This window comes from Lentzea flava (genome assembly GCF_014648475.1).
Classification (GTDB): domain Bacteria; phylum Actinomycetota; class Actinomycetes; order Mycobacteriales; family Pseudonocardiaceae; genus Lentzea; species Lentzea flava.
On the sequence record NZ_BMRE01000077.1, the window covers coordinates 16,451 to 30,661 of the forward strand.

Genomic DNA, 14,211 nt, shown 5'->3' on the forward strand with positions numbered 1-14,211 from the left:
ATTGAGTGAGAGGCCAAGACCATGCAGATCGTAACTGCGACGAGCTCAGACGCTCCGGCGATAGGCGAACTCATTGCCACATCATTCCGCCAGCTGGCATGCTCGCGCTGGTTGGTGAAAAGCCGGGAAGATTGGGAGAGAATCGGTCCTCTCTACTTCGAGAGGGAGGTTCGAGACGCCATTGCAAACGGCGTTGTCTACACCGTCCCCGATTTGTCCGCTGCCCTGGTTGCGTTCGATCACGTGGTTGAGCCTGAGTCGCCCCCGGAGCGCGAGAGCTGGCTCATGGAAATCACTGGCCCGTACTTCGAGCGGTTCGCCCGATTCGAGGCAGCCTTCGCCGCCGCACACCCGCGCAAGCCTCACCATTACGGCGCGCATATCGCTGTGCGCTCGACCGAGCGGAACAAAGGTGTGGCTTCCCTCTTGCTGGACCATCACCACCAAGTCCTCGACGACCTGGGCCGCGCCGTGTATGCCGAAGCCTCGAGCAAGCGCCTGGAGCACTTCTTCGCTCGCCACGGCTACGCTCCAATCGGTTCGCCCGTAGTTCTTGACGGCGAGGAACTCCTGCAACCGGTGTGGCGCGAGGCTCGTCGTCCGGGCTGACCAGCGCCAGCGGATCGGCTCAGTCGCCGGCCCAGCACGACGTACCGTTGTCGTCAGTGGCGTTCGACGGCGGGAACGGGTCCCCGTCGCGGGCTGATCCTGGTCTGCCTGCCCCAGGGCCTGATGCGCGCCACCGGCTGCCTGGCCGGTCATCTCGGGCAGACAACCATGTCGCTTCAGGCACTCCTCGGCGCCCCTCATAGCCGCACTCCGGATCGTGTCGCTTGACTTCGGGGCGAGTCGAGTTCTGCGGTGGTCGCGGGCGACAGGGTCACTGATGTTTCAAGCTGCCCTTGAGCGAGGCGATCTGGACGCCGTCGAGTTCCGCGGGAAAGTCCCCGAGTGACCGGCGTCCGTACTGCGTCCCACCGGTTTCCAGGCGGTCAAGGGGATTGTCAGGTGAGCAGTTGATGAAGGAGTTCGGCCGCATTCCCGTCGCGCCCCATGCCCTGCCGGTCATCGGGCATCTCGGCTGGTTGGCCAGAGATCCACTGGCGGCGCTGTCCTCACTACCGCACAGCGGGGACCTGGTACGTCTGAGGTTAGGGACGGCCGACGTCGTGGTGGTGTGCAGCCCGGATCTGACCGCGCAGGTCCTGCGCGACGATCGCGTGTTCGACAAGGGCGGGTTCTTCATCGACAGGAGCAGGGAGATAGTCGGAGACGGTGTCGCCACCTGCCCGCACAGCGGTCACCGCAGACAACGCCGCCTGGTGCAGCCGGCGTTCCACCGCGGCCGGATGTCCGGTTACGGCGATGTGATGGCCGACCAGGCCGGTGCCGTCGTCGACGCATGGCGCGACGGCCACGAAGTCGACGTGCTCTCCGAGATGATGGTGATCACGACCAGAACGATCCTGGTCACCATGTTCTCGGACACGCTGCCACCGCCCGTGCTCAGCCAAGCGATCACCGATGTCCGGGACGTCCTGTCCGGGATGGCACGCCGCATGGCCACCCTGCCGCCGCTCGACCGGCTGCCCACCAGGAGCAACCGCCGCCACCGGCAGGCCATCACCAGGTTGCGCGAGATCGTGGGCACCGTGATCGAGGCCCGCCGTGGCGGTGAGCCCGGACCGGACGACCTGATGTCGTTGCTGCTGTCCAGCCGGGACCACGACGGCAGCCGCCTCAGCGACGAGGAGATCGCCGACCAGGTGATGATCTTCTTCATCGCCGGTTCTGAGACGGTCGCCAGCACTCTGACATGGGCTCTGAGCGAGGTGGCCGGCAACCCCGAGATCCAGTCACAGCTGCAGGAGGAGGCCGACCGCGTCCTGGCAGGTAGCCCCGCGCGGTACGAGCACGTGCCCCAGCTGGAGCTCACCGGACACGTCATCACCGAGACGCTGCGGTTGTGGTCGCCGGCCTGGATGTTCACCCGCATCACCCGCCAGGACACAGAACTCGGCGGGTACCACATCCCAGCGGGCACCACCGTCGTCTACAGCCAACACTTGTTGCACCACCGCGACGACCTGCACGCACAGCCCGACCGCTTTGATCCCGGCCGCTGGACAGCCGGTGACACCAAGCGCAACGACACGTTCATCCCATTCGGCGGCGGACCACGCAAGTGCATCGGGGACCACTTCGCCGAAGCCGAATCCACGATCGCACTCGCATCCATCATCTCCCGATGGCAACTGGAACACACATCCGACCAAGACCTCCGACCCGTCCTGTCCGCGGTGCTGCGGCCACGCAAGCTGCGGCTGCGGGTAACCAAACGCGACAAGATCACGCACACACACGAAACTGCGGAACACCCCGTAGAAGCGTGAGACGGCAGAGCTGTCCCATGCAGGACCGAGTCCGGCGGAGCCAATTGCTGGGCTGGAGACATGCCGGTCCTCGGAGTCTTGGCGACGACGTCGACCTCGCGGCTCAAAACGCCAACCACGGCGCCATCTCCACGTCTGTCCCTGCAGATCATCGCACCGCTCCAGCGAGTCGATCCGCCAGTCGCTGCACCGTATATCGGCAAGAGGGCGAAATTCACGCCAGGCGAGACAAGCCGCCCTCATGTCTCTCGATTTCGGCATGTATGACGCACTGGTCTTCGGCATCAGATCCCAACTGTCAATCCTAAGTGGACTGGCTTGACGGTGCGATCAGGACGGTGTCGTCACGGACGCGACAGGGATGAGGCGCCGCACACCCATGCGATACGACTGCTCGACGAACTCGGCCGACCAGGAGTACATGGCCGTGAATTCCGAGCCCAACTCGACAGCGCATGGCAAACGTGCTCGGTGTTCACGCCGAGCAGCGGCCGGCGAAGTCGTATCGGCTACGACAGCTCTGGCATCAGAACTGTGTCCGGCGGGCTCGACCAGCGTGGTCCGAGTGTCCAAGTCGCCCGTTCTCGTTGTCCGAACAGGCAATCATCCGAGGCAAAGGGGCAGATCTGGCTCGATCTCCATCGTGTTGGGCACCGTTGGCTCGTAAGCTTCTCCGCATGGGCGCCTCCTCGCGGAAACCTGGCCTCGGGTGGCACCGAGATGACTCGCGCAGCCCCAGAAGGGTTTCCGCCGAGCCGTGCCACGTTGTCTGATCCGCGTATCACTTGACGTCGTATCAGTGCGAGCAGGTCGGGCACGACCTCATTGGCGCCCACCTGGCGTAGCCCGGCGATCGAGCGGTGATAGACCACCATGAAGACTGATGCACGCGCTTCTACCAAGGTCGTTCCCTTCACTCCGCACGATGAGTCCTTGCTGGCCGACCCCTATCCGGTCTACGCCCGGTACCGTCGGCACGACCCGGTGCACTGGGGTGCACCGTACTCACCCGACGCCAAGGGGTGCTGGTACCTGTTTCGGCACGAGGACGTCGTAGCCGTTCTCAAAGACCGGCGCTTCCGCAGGGAATGGCCCGAGGGCGCCACGGCGGCGCGCCGCCAGAACCTGCCCGCCGTACAGCGCCCGTTCTGGGATCTGTACGACCAGCTTCTGCTTTCCACCGATCCGCCCGAACACCGTCGCTTGCGTGCACTTGTGGCCACGGCGTTCTCCGCGCACAGCGTCGAAACGTACCGGCCGATGGTGTTCGACGTGGCAAGCAGGCTGAGCGCAACGCTTCCGGCGGACTTCGACGTCGTGGAGGACTACGCTGCCCAGCTGTCGTTCACGGTCATCTGCACACTTCTAGGGGTCCCCCTCTCCGACAGCGCGCGACTGCGCGAGTGGATCGCGCGGTTCGCCGCCGGACTCGACCTGCGCAAGGGCGACCGGACCATGTACGAGGCGAGCTGCGCGGCACGCAACCTCCTCGACTACTTCGGTGCGGTGGTGGCATCTCGCCGATCCGACCCCGCGGGTGACCTGATCACCGCCATGGTCGAGGCGCGCGATGGCGGGGACGCGCTTACCGACAACGAACTCCTCGCCATGTGCGTGCAGCTGCTGTTCGCCGGCCACGAGACCACCACCGGCCAGATCAGTATCACGCTGTACAACCTGTTGCGTGAACCCGATCAGCTCGCGCTCGTTCGCCGCGAACCCGAGCTGGTTCCCGCGGCGGTGCACGAAAGCCTGCGGCTGAACGGCTCGGTGCAGACCGCGGCGGCCCGCAAGCCCATCGAGGACGTCTCCGTTGGGGGAAGGCTCATCAGGACCGGTGAACCCGTCATCGCGTTCCTCGGTGCCGCCAACCGGGATCCAGCGGTGTTCCCGAATCCGGACGTGTTCGAGCTGAGCCGAGACCACTCAGCGACTATTGCCTTCGGCGCGGGCATTCACCACTGCCTGGGAGCACGGCTGGCCCGCCTGGAGGTGGAGGCCGGTGTCGCCCGCTTGGTCCAGGCCCGTCCGACGTTGCGATTGCGCCCAGACGCCTCGCCGCAATTCCGCACGAACGTCGTGCTCCCCGGTCTGAGCTGTCTACCGGTCAGCGGGTGAGCCGTGCACGTCCACATGATCGTCGGCACCACGGGAATTGGCAAGACTGCCGCAGCGGTCCAGCTCGCGGCTCGGTGGAACGCGCCTGTGGTTTCTCTCGACCGCGTTCAGTGCTTTCCGGAACTGGCAACGACCAGTGGGCGTCCCACAGCACGCGAGCTGGCCGGCACAGCCCGGCTGTACCTCGACAATCGCACGATCGCACAGGGCGAGCTCACCGTGTTCGAGGCCTACACCCGATTGCGGCGGTTGCTGCGCACTCTCTCGACGTATCACCCTGCCGTCATCCTCGAGGGTGGCTCCATTTCACTGACGACCCTGCTGATGACCGGCGAGAACGCGCCGCCAGGTGCCACCTTCGAACTCATGATGGGCGATGTCGACGCCCCCGCTTATCGCGCACGGTTGCACGCCAGAGTCGTCCGGATGCTGACGGTCCGCCCGTCCCTCATCGACGAGTTCGCGCACGCCTGGCGCTACCGGGAGCTCCGTGGTTTCATCGCCTCCATCGTCGGCTTTGATGCGCTTGTCGCCTGGCATTCGCGACGCGAGAGCGTCACTTCCGGCTTCGTCCTCAGCTCAGAGGATCGGTCAGTGCTCATCGATCGCATCACCGACGCCCATCTCGCGTACGCACGGGAGCAGACCAAGTCATTGCGCGCACTGGAGAACGTCCAGCTCGCCTGCTCGAGGTCATTGCCCTGAGCGGATCCCCGTCGGGCTCGGCGAGCCGATGGACGGCGCGGATCTGTGCGAGGTTCGCGACCAGGTTGCGATGACTCATCACCGTCTTGCTGGTGCCCCAGGTGCCGCCTGCAACGCAAGCACTGCGGTCCGCGCCCCACCGGAGCGGATCGGCCCCCTTCGCGGGAGTGACCAGCACGTCTTCTCACGACTACCCCCGGCAGGGCGGTCGCGCCGGTGACGACGGTGTGCCGCACATCGTGGTTCTCCTGCGCGAGGCGGTGCCACTGCGCTCCTCCGGCGATGAACACCTCGGCGCCGTGGGCGGTCAGTCCCGCGATCCAGTCGCTCGAGCGGCAGCACCACCGCTCCCGCTGCCAGGATGCCGTGGAAGGCCGCGATGCTGTTCTCCAATGCCAACTACATCGTTCTTCGGTGACGTCCGAGGAACGCAGGCACTGCGCGACCTGGGGCAACCGTCAGCGCCCGGCGGGTCCGGCGGCGTTTGCCGGCACCTGTGAGGTCGATGACCGCGATCGTGTCGTCGTGCACCGCCAGCAGGTCGTCACCCCAGATCACCCGGAATCTCGAGGCTGGATCCGCACGAGCACTTTCGTGGTGGTGCGGTTGTGCATGGCCTTGTATCCGGACCGGATGTCGTCCGGGGAGACGGTCAGATCGATGATCTGTCCTGGATCTGGTTGGCCCGCCGCAGCGCGGTCGACAAGCTCGGGAAGGTAGACGCGAGGCGGGGTCAGGCCGCCGGTGAGGGTGATTTCGGAAGAAGACCGGCGTCACGTCCGCGATCGGCGGCCCGCCGACCACGCTCACAGCGCCGCCGTCACGACAGAGGGCGAACACGGTGGTCTGCGCCTGCGGCGTGCTGACGCATTCCACCACCACGTCGGCGCGCCCGTGCACGACCGGACGAAGTCGACGGACGCAGCCATCCCGTCGGGTCCGTGAGTCTCGAAGACATCAGTCGCTCCGAAGAGCTTGCCGGTGAGGATGCGCGACTCGTGCCTGCCCAGGCAACATCATCCGCGCCGCGCCGGCATCGCGGGCGGCAAGCACCGCGCACAGGCCGACCGGCCCATCACCCACGATCGCGACCGACGAGCCGGGGGCGACCTCGCCCGATCGCACGGCATGAAGCCCGGTCGCCATCACGTCGGAGAGAGCGAGGAAAGAGGGCAACCGTTCGTCATTCTCGTCCATCGCCACCGCGACCAGGTTGACGTCGGCGAACGGTACCCGCACCGCCTCCGCCTGGCCGCTGTCATCATCCACACCGAACATCCCGCCGGCGGCACAGCCACTCGGCAAGCCACGACAGCAGGTGACGCAACCCCCGTCGGCGAAGCTGAACGGTGCGATGACGCTCATGCCCGGTCGCAGGGTGCTGACGGCCGAGCCGACATCGGTGACCACGCCGACGGGTCCCGTGCCCGCAGCCAGGGCCCCGCACGGGGCCGGGAAGCCCGCGGTAACCGTGGATGTCGGTGCCGCAGACCCCGGCGACGACGACCCGTACGACCGCGTGAGCCGGGTCGACAACCGCCGCATCGGGAACGGTCTCGACGGTCAGCTGGTGTTTTCCGTGCAGGATCGCGCTTTTATCGGACCTCCTGCCGTTCCTTCCTGCGGGCGATCGTCAGTCCGTCGGCGATGGTGAGAAGGACCGACTCGACGCGGTCGTCCGCGCGGACATGGGCGTTGAACTCCCTGATGGCCTTGGCGTTGCCGACGGCGTCCTCTGTGGCAGCCTCGCCGGCGTACAGCACGTTGTCGACGAGGATGAGTCCGTTGTCGACCATCCTGGGTACGAGCAGCTCCCAGTAATCGACGTAGCTGACCTTGTCCGCGTCGATGAAGGCGATGTCGATGAACGGCTCGACGGGCATCTCCGCCAACGCGGCAGCGGCAGGGCCGATGTGCTGGTGGATGCGATCGGTGACGCCGGCCTCCGCCCAGGCGCGTTGTGCGATCTCCGCCCACTCGCTGGAGATGTCGTAGGTCAGCACGACACCACCATCGGCGAGCCCTCGGGCGAGCGCGAGCGTCGAGTACCCTGTGAACGTTCCGATCTCCACGATGCTCCGCGCGCTGACGGCCCTCGCCAGCAGAGTCAGCAGCACCGCCTGCTCGTGGGGGACCTGCATCTCGGCGACGTGGCCGAGGGAGGCCGTGGCGTCGATGAGCCGCTGCTGGGCCGAGGTTGGCGGTTCGGCCTGCGCCACCGCGTAGTCGATGACCTCTGATGTCAGCCGAAGTCGTTTGTCCACCTGCGTCATGTGGTCGATCATGCGGTCCACCTCGTATCTCCCTGGTGGGACTGGAACGAACGGTTGCGATGTCGGGCATCAGCGACACCACGTCGCCGGTGAGCGAGAACAGCTCGTCATGCTCCTGATTCGTCAACTGGTACCTGGCGACATCGCTGACCACGCTGCACGCGCGACGAACACCTGACGGGTACGTATACTCAATTGACCTGGTAGTAGGTGTCGAAGTGCGCCCGATCTCGGCTGGGGGTGTGGGACTCGTCGAATGCTAGGTCTGGTCCTCATCGCCGCAGGCCCGCGTTCCAGGAGGTGGAACGCAATCTGGGGGCCGGTCCACACAGGAGCGTACAGGTTCGACTTGACGGGATCTCATGAAGAGCGCGTTCGTCTTTCCCGGCGCCGGATCACTCTTCACCGATCCGTTCGCCTACTACGCCGCAGGTCGGCGGTACGCGGCCGAGCTGGCAAGCCGGATCGACGCCGTGACGGCTGACTTCGGATGGCCGTCCGTCTTGAGCGAGCCCGATCTCACGGCGTGGAGTGCCCTGAGTGAGATGCAGACCTACCACTCGCAACTGAGCTGTCACCGCGTTCTCGTGGAGGAGTTCGGGCTCCGCCCGGATGTCCTGCTCGGACACAGCCTCGGTGAGATCACCGCGATGGTCGCTGCGGAGGGCATCACCGTCGAGGACGGCGCTCGCCTGTTGTGCGAACGCACCAGAGCGCTACAGGCACACGCGAGCGACGATGCCGCCACCGCAGCGTTCAGGCTGTCACGCGGCCAAGCGGCGATGGTCGCGGCGAGAGCCCAAGACGTCGTGATCGCTGCGGTGAACAGTCCGACGCAGGTGATCCTCTCCGGCCCCGCGACAGAGATCGGACAGCTGGCAAACCTCGCCCGTGCACAGGGCATCACGGTGACCGCGCTGCGTGCGGGCCCCTACGCCCAACACCATGTAATGCTCGTCCCCGCGTTCGAACGGTACCTCGAGTCCGTGCGTGGAATTCGTTCCGCGCCTCTGAAGACGGCCGTGTGGTCACCTGTCCTCGGGCGTGCGTTGGGAGCCGACGACGACCTGGTTCTCCTCGCCGCGCTCCAGATGGTACAACCGCTGGACTTCTGCCACGCCGTCACGGAGCTGAGATCGGAAGGGGTCACGAAGTTCGTGGAATGCGGCCTGAAGGACACACTGACCCGCCTTGTCACCGAGACGCTCGGCAGCAGGGCGCGAGGCTGGGCGCCGTTCCGGAAGCGATTGACCGTAACCGATGTCCAGCAGATGACCGCCCTTCTCAAGAGCTAGGAGGAGTCAGCCTTGCCCAGCTCGGACGACGTTTTGACCGCTTACCTGCGCGAAACCTACGCCGCCGCGCTCGAGATTCCCGAAGAGATGGTGACCCCGGATGTCGATCTCGAGGCAGAGTTCGGCCTGGACTCTCTCCAGCACCGCCTCGTACTGGCCAAAGCCGAGCAGCGGTGGGCGGTCGAGATCGGTCATGTCGAGTCGCCCGCGACCATTACCGTCCGCTCGATGGCCCAACTGTTGAAGGACGCCGGTGCGGCGCGAGACACGGTCTGAGTCGATCGATGCTCGCCGATCAGGTCTGCATCGTCGCCGCTGGTGTCGTGACCCCAGGCTGCGACGATGTCCAGGAACTGTGGCGACGAGCCCAGGACGGTCCGCTCGTGTTCGGACCTTCCGGTCGTTTCCACGGACTCAGGTCGTTGTCGAGGTTGACTCACAGCGCGACGGGCGAGCCCTATGACCTCCGGTTCGGTGAGGTCCGGGACGCGACGACCGACGATGTCGGCGACCTCCAGGTGTCATGGTTGCGTCGCGCACTGAACCAGTGCGTCACGACCATGGCGTCTGGCCCGACCGGCCAGACAGGTCTGTTCCTCGCCTCGTCCACCGACACGAGCTACGAGATGGACTTGGCGCTCGCCGCGGACGAACTCGCCGACCGGACCGCGGCACGGCTGCCGGGAGGCAGGCGCGACGCGATCAGGCGGAAGATCGCGCAAGCCGATCCCTGCGCACAACGTGGACACGCCGAGTTCCTTCCCCACCACCTGGCCGTCCGCGCCGCGAAGGGACTGCTCCCTCCCGACACGTGCGTTCTCATCTCCGACAACATCTGTCCGTCCGCCCTGTACGCGGTGGACCTCGGGGTCAGACACCTGCTGGACGGCGAGGTGGATGTCGCGTTCTGCGGCGGCGTGAGTTCGCACGGACCGTTGCGTCAGGTGTACTTCGCCGAGATGGGCACGCTGTCTCGGACAGGACAACTGCGGGCCTTCGACGCGGCGGCGGACGGCACGGTGTTCTCCGAAGGCGCCGGCATCGTCGCGCTCAAGCGGATGCGTGACGCACTGCGGGACAGGGACACGGTGCTTGCGGTGCTGGCCGGGTTCGGCGCCGCGTCCGACGGCAGGAGCAAAGCGATCTTCGCGCCGAGTCAGGAGGGCCAGACCCGCGCGATGACGCGGGCGAGAGACGTCAACGGCATCGTCGGCGCCGATGTCGCGTGGATCATCGGGCACGGGACCGCGACTCCGGCAGGGGACGCGACGGAGTTGCGCTCCATCGCCGCCGCGCATCCCGGCGGCGCACCCTGGGTCACCGGAAACAAGGCGATGCTCGGCCACACCGGCATGGCCTGCGGGATCGTCTCGCTGATCCAGGCCGCGATCGGCCTGCACCGGTCGACGGTGCCCCGACAGCCCAACCACGCGGCACTGCCGGAGTACGCCCGGTCCCTGTCCCTTCAGGTCCCCTCGACAGCGGTAGAGCTGACAGCGGAGGAGCCGTCGTTCGCCGGGGTCTTCGCCTGCGGACTCGGCGGTGTCAACGGATACCAGCTGCTCTGCTCGCCCCGGCAACAGGCCCGTGTCCTGCGGTCCAGCCCGCCCGCGTCCTGTGACGAGCTGGTGCTGGTGCGATGGAGCGCGTTGCTGCCGGAGAAGCCGGAGGACGAATCGGTCGCGGACCGGCTGTCCCGAGGCGATGATCCCGCCGACGCGACCCGATTCGAGTCCCCCTACCCGCTTCCTCCGTTCGCGAGTTCGTTGATCGCGCCCAAGGTTGCGGCCCAACTGGACACGAGCCAGCTGGTCACGGCCGAGCTGGCGGGTCGGCTGGCGGGGTCGGGAGACGACGCACCGCTGTGGGAGGGTCTCGAGGAGCGCACGGGCGTCTTCGGCGCCCAGTACGGCGTCAGCAGATCGGCTGTCGAGTCCACCCTGCGTTGTCTGGGTGACTTTCTCGCGGAGACGTTGGACGGCGAGGAGAAGGCGGCCGCGGTGGACTATCTGCGAGAACTGCGCGACCGCGGCCAGGCCATCGGCCCGTACAGCTTGGTCGGGCGCATGTCGTCCATCGCACTCGGTTGGATCAGCAACCGGAGGAACCTGCGCGGACCGACGATGATGGTCGATGCCGGAGAGACGTCAGGACTCGCCGCCGTGCACACGGCGGGTTGCTACCTGCGCCGAGGCGACATCGATCTCGCGCTGGTGATGGCGTGGAACACCAATGCGGCAGGAAATGCCACCCGCTCGCTCGGCATCGAGGAGGACGAAGTCGCCGAGGGTGCGTTCGCGGTCGCGCTCGCCCGTCCCGACACCGCTGCCGCCCGTGGCTGGCCTGTGCTCGCACGGCTGCGAACCGAACTCGCGCCCGTGTCCTCGGCCGCACCGCGACCCGGAAGCATCAGCTATCTTGCCGCGGACGGCGTGCTCGACGTCATCCGTTGCGTCGTGCAAGGCGCACTGCCCCAACGGTTCTCCGCAGAGTCGGGGCCGACCGTCCACGTGCTCCCACCGCTGCCGTGACATCCGGGGACATGGACACTGTGGACACACCCGTACAGCCGTACTCACTTCGCTTGGTACCGCGTCCCGCTGTGTCTCGGTTCCCTGAACGCGATCCGCTGCCCGCCGGAGCGCTGGTGCTCACCGACGACGCCGGGATCGCGGACCAGGTACGTGCCATCGCGGCGCACGAGGTGACAGTCGTACTCGTGCCGGACGCTGCGGCTACCTGGGACGAAGGGATGGTGACGGACCTCGTCACCTCGGCGGGACCGGTCAGCGACCAGCTGTGCGTGATCACGTCCGTACGTTGTGCCGCGTGGCCCACCGCGCCGCGTCCGAGTCTTCTCGCCCTGCAGGAGGCGGCCTTCGTCGCGTTGAAACAGCGGGCCGGCTCAGCTCACGAGAACTCGTCGGTCACGTTCCTCGTGCTCGATCGTTTCGATGGCGGAACGCCCCATCCGCATTGCGCGCTGCTTACCGGCATGGCGAAGTCAGTATCGTGGGAACTACCGGCAACGCAGGTGCACGCCGTCGTCACCGACGACATCGACCTTGCTGCCGCGTTGGCGCGGCTTCGCGCGGAGTCCGGATGCGGCAGAGGACTGCCCATCGCCTACTACCGGACTGGGTCGGCTCCGGCGGTCAGGTGGGAAGAACGACTTCTCCCACTCGAAGAGCCGTCGCATGCCGTCGAAAATCCAGCCGTAACCGGCCCCGTCGTGGTCGCTGTGGGCGGCGCGCGTGGCATCACCGCACGATGTTTGGAGGGGATGAGCCCTCCGCCGTCGACGCTGTGGCTCCTCGGCAGTACCGAACCGGACACGATGGTTGCTCAGTCCGCCGAGATCGGTGACCTGAGCGGTGCCGACTACGTGCGTGCGAAACGTCATGAGGACCCAGGTGCCCACATCGGCGGCCTGCGGGCGACCTATGACCGCTGTCGCAGGTCGCGGGAGTCGCTTGCGACCATCGCCGCCCTGCGCGAACGGATCGGGGTCGACCGGGTGCATTACCTGGGGTGCGACGTGACGGACCCGGCCGCGGTCCGGCGCGCGGCGGGGACGATCGCCGCAACGACGCCCCGCATCGACCTGTTGCTGAACGGCGCGGGAGTCAGCGGCGCCCGCCGGCTGAGGACCAAGGACCTCTCGACGTTCCGGCGGGTACGTGACACCAAGATCATGGGCTACCACAATCTCAGGGCGGCGTTCCACGATCCCGCGCCGCTCGCGTGGTGCCACTTCAGCTCCGTCGCCGGCGCGTTCGGTCTGCCCGGCGAAATCGACTACGGACCGGCCAATGACATGCTCAACGCGGCTGCTCGCTGCGAGTCCGGACGCACCACGTCCGCCGCCGAGTGTGCGATCGGCTGGAGTCTGTGGGGTGAGTCCGGGACAGGGCCACGACGCGGATTCACCGACTACACGGCGAGAACCGGGCAGCTTGGCCTGATCAGCGACGCCGAGGGACAACGAATTTTCACCACGCTGGTATCCCCGAACCACCTCGGGCGGCACGCGTCACCGGTCCTGCTGGGCGAAGCGGAGTGGCAACTGGCGGGATCGCGGTTCCCCGGCCTCGTGGCCGACCGTGCCCGGCTACCCTATCTGGGCAGTCCGTCCCACACCGAGCAGGACGACACCGTCTGGCGGCTGGACCTCTCGCGGCACGAACACCTGCACGGCCATGTGCGACAGTCACGGACGCTCGTGCCAGGCGCGCTGGTGCTGGAACTCGCGGCCAACGTCACCGATCACCTCACCGGCGGCGCTCTCGTGGACAGGTTCCGGGACGTCCGCTTCAAGGCGCCTGTCGCTATCGATCCACACCTCGCGGAGTACACCCTGGCCGCGTCGTTCACGCCGGCGGATCCGGGTGCCGGCGTCGTGCGGGCCACCGTCCGATCACACCTCGGGACCGGAAACCGCGGTCGCCGTGTCGAGCACGTCGAGGTTCTGGTCCCGGTCGGCAACACCGCCGACAGCGCTCTCACACCTGCCCGGCCACGTCAGCTCAGCGTCCGGCGCGCCCCGGCGACGATGTCCATGTCGGGCCTGTTCGACCAGATTCGCGACCTCCGCATCACCACCGACACGACATCGGCTCGCTGGGAACCCTCGCTCCCAAGGCACGAGTCCTTCGCCGCACACCGGATACCGTGGCTACTGGTCGATGCTCTGCTGCAGACCGCTTGCGCTACCGGCACTCCGCACCGGTACGCGACGCCCCACTCGATCGCCGAGCTGAGGCTGCACACCGGAGACAACGATCTCACGTTGGCAGCACAGGCGAAGACCCGCATCCGTCTACATGTGACACATGCAGGCGGTGTCGCCGACGGCATCGCCAGCACGGACGACGGCAGTCCGCTCGTGACGTTGTCCGGACTTGTGCTGAGCGGACGGGACGGCATGTCGTGACCAGTCCTCACGACGTGCTGCTGCGGTTGTTGTCCCCCGAGGGACGGGTCGCACCCTACCGTCATTACCGCGAGCTGATCGAACACTGGCCGGTACTGCCGATCACCCGTCAGCGCCTGCTCGTCACCGGCTACCGGGAGTGCGCAGACGTCCTGATGAACCCGAGACGCTTCCGCGTGCCCGACCACCACTACGCCGACAGGCTGTGGCCCAGCTGGCGCACGTTCCCGTCCGCCGAACTGCTCTACCGGAGCCTGCTCTTTCGCAACGCACCTGACAACCAACCCGCCCGACGCCTCATCGCGCAGTTCTTCGCCCCCGATCACGTCGAGCGAATGCGTCCGATGATCACGCGGCACGCCGACGCCGGCACCACGCCGTTCAGCGAGGGCGACGGCGTGGTGGATGCCGCCCGGTCGTTCACGACCATTCCCAACTCCGTGATGGGCGAACTGCTCGGTCTGCCGCGACACGACGGCGAACGGGTGGCCGGC

11 protein-coding genes are annotated in these 14,211 nt (G+C 66.8%); 9 read left to right on the forward strand and 2 right to left on the reverse strand.

Annotated elements, in window-relative coordinates; all coding sequences use genetic code 11:
• Positions 1-21 precede the first annotated feature (21 nt).
• The 4 genes from IEZ09_RS42245 (at position 22) to IEZ09_RS42260 (ending at position 5,216) form a co-directional block, all read left to right on the forward strand.
• A complete protein-coding gene (locus IEZ09_RS42245) occupies positions 22-609 on the forward strand; it encodes a GNAT family N-acetyltransferase (RefSeq protein ID WP_189259485.1) in 588 nt (195 codons plus the stop codon).
• Between the two features lie 410 nt (positions 610-1,019).
• Positions 1,020-2,393 carry a cytochrome P450 gene (locus IEZ09_RS42250; protein ID WP_189259486.1) on the forward strand — a complete coding sequence of 458 codons (1,374 nt, stop codon included), beginning with the start codon at positions 1,020-1,022 and terminating at the stop codon, positions 2,391-2,393.
• Between the two features lie 933 nt (positions 2,394-3,326).
• Positions 3,327-4,511 (forward strand): cytochrome P450, encoded by a 1,185-nt coding sequence (locus IEZ09_RS42255; RefSeq protein WP_189259487.1) that lies wholly within the window; start codon positions 3,327-3,329, stop codon positions 4,509-4,511.
• A gap of 15 nt (positions 4,512-4,526) precedes the next feature.
• The gene (locus tag IEZ09_RS42260; RefSeq protein ID WP_189259488.1) at positions 4,527-5,216 is read left to right on the forward strand and encodes an isopentenyl transferase family protein; all 690 of its coding nucleotides are present in this window, start codon (positions 4,527-4,529) and stop codon (positions 5,214-5,216) included.
• Positions 5,217-6,173: 957 nt separating this feature from the next.
• Here IEZ09_RS42260 and IEZ09_RS42265 read toward each other — a convergent pair.
• Positions 6,174-6,626 (reverse strand): MDR/zinc-dependent alcohol dehydrogenase-like family protein, encoded by a 453-nt coding sequence (locus IEZ09_RS42265; protein ID WP_189259489.1) that lies wholly within the window; start codon positions 6,624-6,626, stop codon positions 6,174-6,176.
• 185 nt (positions 6,627-6,811) lie between these two features.
• Entirely contained in the window at positions 6,812-7,501 is a 690-nt protein-coding gene (locus IEZ09_RS42270) for an O-methyltransferase (RefSeq protein ID WP_189259490.1), read from the reverse strand.
• A 350-nt stretch (positions 7,502-7,851) separates the two neighbouring features.
• On the opposite strand from IEZ09_RS42270, the gene IEZ09_RS42275 reads away from it, so the two are divergent.
• The 5 genes from IEZ09_RS42275 to IEZ09_RS42295 all read left to right on the forward strand — a co-directional run.
• The gene (locus tag IEZ09_RS42275; protein WP_189259491.1) at positions 7,852-8,784 is read left to right on the forward strand and encodes an ACP S-malonyltransferase; all 933 of its coding nucleotides are present in this window, start codon (positions 7,852-7,854) and stop codon (positions 8,782-8,784) included.
• A 12-nt stretch (positions 8,785-8,796) separates the two neighbouring features.
• Positions 8,797-9,060: an acyl carrier protein gene (locus tag IEZ09_RS42280; protein WP_189259492.1), complete on the forward strand. Its 264-nt coding sequence runs from the start codon at positions 8,797-8,799 to the stop codon at positions 9,058-9,060.
• A 251-nt stretch (positions 9,061-9,311) separates the two neighbouring features.
• The gene (locus IEZ09_RS42285) at positions 9,312-11,315 is read left to right on the forward strand and encodes a beta-ketoacyl synthase N-terminal-like domain-containing protein (RefSeq protein ID WP_368856221.1); all 2,004 of its coding nucleotides are present in this window, start codon (positions 9,312-9,314) and stop codon (positions 11,313-11,315) included.
• Positions 11,316-11,386: 71 nt separating this feature from the next.
• The gene (locus IEZ09_RS42290; RefSeq protein WP_189259494.1) at positions 11,387-13,717 is read left to right on the forward strand and encodes an SDR family NAD(P)-dependent oxidoreductase; all 2,331 of its coding nucleotides are present in this window, start codon (positions 11,387-11,389) and stop codon (positions 13,715-13,717) included.
• Positions 13,718-13,731: 14 nt separating this feature from the next.
• The coding region (locus IEZ09_RS42295) for a cytochrome P450 family protein (RefSeq protein WP_229813427.1) at positions 13,732-14,211 on the forward strand (480 nt) is incomplete at its 3' end.

Bases quoted from the DNA above. Each gene is read 5' to 3' on its own strand.
- IEZ09_RS42275 (WP_189259491.1), top strand. From the start codon at position 7,852: ATGAAGAGCGCGTTCGTCTTTCCCGGCGCCGGATCACTCTTCACCGAT.
- IEZ09_RS42250 (WP_189259486.1), top strand. From the start codon at position 1,020: ATGAAGGAGTTCGGCCGCATTCCCGTCGCGCCCCATGCCCTGCCGGTC.
- IEZ09_RS42270 (WP_189259490.1), bottom strand. From the start codon at position 7,501: ATGATCGACCACATGACGCAGGTGGACAAACGACTTCGGCTGACATCA.
- IEZ09_RS42245 (WP_189259485.1), top strand. From the start codon at position 22: ATGCAGATCGTAACTGCGACGAGCTCAGACGCTCCGGCGATAGGCGAA.
- IEZ09_RS42260 (WP_189259488.1), top strand. From the start codon at position 4,527: ATGATCGTCGGCACCACGGGAATTGGCAAGACTGCCGCAGCGGTCCAG.